The sequence below is a fragment of the Neisseria sp. P0021.S006 genome, assembly GCF_051956895.1.
Genome location: NZ_JBQCWZ010000092.1, coordinates 1 through 3,290 on the forward strand (window position 1 = coordinate 1; position 3,290 = coordinate 3,290).

The window sequence follows — 3,290 nt, forward strand, 5'->3', positions numbered from 1 at the left end:
ACTACGCACGAGGCAGGACTTTGCTGTTTACCATCAGTTATAAGTTCTAAACCTATCTATCAGCGTTCTTAATATTACACTGATTAAAAAGCCGGTAAACGCAATGTTTGCCGGCTTTTTTCAATATATTCTCAAAATTTTTTTCATCTATACACAACAAAAAACCTACCCTTGCGGGCAGGTTTTCAATAATGACGGAGATTACAGGCCGCTCAGACGGGCTGTATCGTGTGCAATCATCAATTCTTCGTTAGTAGGAATCACAACGGCAACAGCTTTGCTGTCGGCAGTGGTAATCACACCAGCATTACCGAAGCGGGCTTTCAGGTTAGCTTCTTGGTCGATGTACAGACCGAGGAAGCCCAAGTAGCCCAATACGCGTTCGCGGATGATGTCGGAGTTTTCACCGATACCGCCGGTGAAGACCAATGCGTCCAAACCGCCTGCCGCTACTGTCATGCTGCCGATGTATTTAGCCAAGCGGTAGATGAACATTTCCAGAGCCAGTTTGGCGCCCGGATGACCTTTGGCAGCTTCTTCTTCAATGGTACGGCAGTCGTTGGACAAACCGGAGATACCGAGCAGGCCGGATTTTTTGTTCAGCATTTCGGTAATTTGGGAAATGGTCATGTTGGCGTTTTCAGCCAAGAAACTGAAAACTGAAGGGTCGATATCGCCGCTGCGTGTACCCATTACCAAACCTTCCAGCGGAGTCAGGCCCATGCTGGTATCTTTACATTCGCCGTTGGCAACTGCCGCAATAGATGCGCCGTTACCCAAGTGGGCAATAACCATGCGCAAATCTTTTTTGTCTTTGCCGAGGAAGCGTGCAGTTTCGTCAGAAACGAAGCGGTAGCTGGTACCGTGTGCACCGTAACGGCGCAAGCCGTATTTTTCGTACAATTCATGTGGAACAGCGTATTTGTAAGCATGTTCAGGCATGGTTTGATGGAATGCAGTGTCGAATACGACAACGTTCGGCAGGCCTTTGAAAATGGTTTGTGCAGCGCGCAGGCCCAAAAGGTGTGCCGGGTTGTGCAGAGGAGCAAGTGGAATACATTTTTCGATACCGTCGATAACTTCGTCGGTAACCAAAATGGATTCGCTGTACAATTCGCCGCCGCTTACCACGCGGTGGCCGATCGCACCGATACGGGTGTCGAGGCCGTGGGCTTTGAGCTCGTCCATCAGTGCTTCTACCGCGCCGGTATGGTCTGGCTTGGCGGCCAATTCAACTTTATGTTTTTCGCCGTTGAATTTGAAGGTGATGTAGGCATCAGGCAGATTGAGTTTTTCTGCCAGGCAGCTCAGTAATACTTCGCCGCTGTCGTTATCCAATACGGCACCTTTGAGGGAAGAGCTGCCGCAGTTCAAAACCAAGATTAATTTTTGTGTCATTTTATGCTCCTTGAGGTTTCAGACGGCATTTTTGTCGGGACCTTACTGCTGCTCCGGCTATGTTGCACCCCTTGTGGGACGTAGTGGGTAGCGGTCTGAACAGATTAACAAAGTAAACGCCGTATTCTAACAAAAAATGTAATCGGCTGCTTGACTTAATATTTGATGTAAAATGGACGGAATTTTATTTTAGGCCGTCTGAAAAAATGACGGCGGTTTTGAAGATTTCCCGATATGCATTATTTCAGTATCCACACTCAAGACGGCGAACATGCCGGATTTTTTATTATGTTAGCAGACGATGAATCGCAAAATCCGCCGCAAAGCGGACGCTTTGTAGTCAAACTGCAAAGCGAAGATGCAACCGAAGCAGCGGTATTGTCGCCTTTCGAGCAAACCGATATCCCTCAATACTGGCGCGTGGTTAAAGACCGTATCGAATTGTTTTTTGACGATAAAAATATCGGTGCGTTGCGCAACGAATACCTGACAGTCAGCGGCAAAACCTTTATCCTGAGCGATTTGACCGGAGCGATGTAATGGAAAGTATGTTTATCCTTGTCCCCATCAGCATCATTTTGGCCTTTATCATCGGTTGGTTTTTCTGGTGGTCGGGTAAAAACGGACAGTTTGACGACCTTGAAGGACCTGCGCACCGCATTTTGATGGACGACGACTCCACTGAAAAACTGATCGAAAAAGACGAAGACAAAGAATCCAAATAATGAGCCTTAAAAAAGACAATCTGAATTTCCACACGACCCGCCGTTTTGCGCCGCTCTTTGGGACGCAGTTTTTAGGCGCGTTTAACGATAATGTGTTTAAAACCGCATTATTCGTGATGATCAGTTTTTACGGTTTGGGCAAAAACGACTTTCTGCCGTCCAGCCAAATGCTGAACTTGGGCGCGATGCTGTTTATCCTGCCCTATTTCCTGTTTTCCGCGCTGTCAGGGCAGCTGAGCAACAAATTCGACAAAGCCGTTTTGGCGCGTTGGATCAAGCTGTTGGAAATCATCATCATGGCAGTAGCGGCATATGGCTTCTATATTCAATCCGCGCCTTTGCTTTTAATCTGCCTGTTTTGCATGGGTACGCAATCGACTTTGTTCGGCCCGCTGAAATACGCCATTTTGCCCGATTACCTCAACGACAAAGAGCTGATTATGGGCAACAGTCTGATTGAATCAGGTACGTTTATCGCCATTTTGCTCGGCCAGATTTTGGGCACCGCAGTCGCAGGCGTTCCGCCGTATATTGTTGGCGGTTTGGTGTTATTGGTCGCTATCGGCGGCACGATGACCAGCCTGTTTATGCCGTCTGTACCCGCTAAAATGCCGGACACAAAAATCGAATGGAACATCATCAAAGGCACGAATTCACTGATTCGTGAAGCGGCGGCCGACCGACCCGTATTCACTTCCATCATCGGTATTTCATGGTTTTGGTTTGTCGGCTCGGTTTATACCACCCAACTGCCGACGTTCACGCAAATCCATTTGGGCGGCAACGATAATGTGTTCAACCTGATGTTGGCGCTGTTCTCCATCGGTATCGCCATCGGCTCGGTATTATGCGCCAAACTCAGCCACGAGCGCCTGATTTTGGGCTTGGTTACCATCGGCACTCTGGGGCTAACGGTCTGTGGATTATTGCTGGTGTGGCTGACCCAAGGCCAACGCTTTACCGAATTAAACGGCATTATTTGGTTTTTATCGCAAGCTAAAGCGTATCCGATTATGCTCGTGATGTCGGCCATCGGCTTTTTCGGAGGCTTTTTCTCCGTACCGCTCTACACTTGGTTGCAAACCGCCAGCAGCGAAACCTTCCGCGCCCACGCCGTCGCCGCCAACAACATCATCAACGGCGTATTTATGGTGTCAGCCGCCATTT

Annotated in this window: 4 protein-coding genes; 3 read left to right on the top strand and 1 reads right to left on the bottom strand. The window is 48.5% G+C overall.

Going from position 1 to position 3,290, the window contains the following annotated elements; genetic code table 11:
• Positions 1 to 201: 201 nt before the first annotated feature.
• Entirely contained in the window at positions 202 to 1,398 is a 1,197-nt protein-coding gene (locus ACTHUM_RS10950; protein ID WP_070461480.1) for an acetate kinase, read from the bottom strand.
• Positions 1,399 to 1,632: 234 nt separating this feature from the next.
• On the opposite strand from ACTHUM_RS10950, the gene ACTHUM_RS10955 reads away from it, so the two are divergent.
• The 3 genes from ACTHUM_RS10955 to ACTHUM_RS10965 form a co-directional block, all read left to right on the top strand.
• Positions 1,633 to 1,938, top strand: coding sequence for an HLGFF motif protein (locus ACTHUM_RS10955; RefSeq protein WP_070461479.1), 306 nt, complete (start codon positions 1,633 to 1,635; stop codon positions 1,936 to 1,938).
• A complete protein-coding gene (ccoS, locus tag ACTHUM_RS10960) occupies positions 1,938 to 2,123 on the top strand; it encodes a cbb3-type cytochrome oxidase assembly protein CcoS (RefSeq protein ID WP_070461478.1) in 186 nt (61 codons plus the stop codon). The genes ACTHUM_RS10955 and ccoS overlap by 1 nt, the downstream gene beginning before the upstream one ends.
• Positions 2,123 to 3,290, top strand: a 1,168-nt coding sequence (locus ACTHUM_RS10965) for an MFS transporter (RefSeq protein ID WP_440402885.1), incomplete at its 3' end; no start/stop codon positions are given. The genes ccoS and ACTHUM_RS10965, both read left to right, overlap by 1 nt.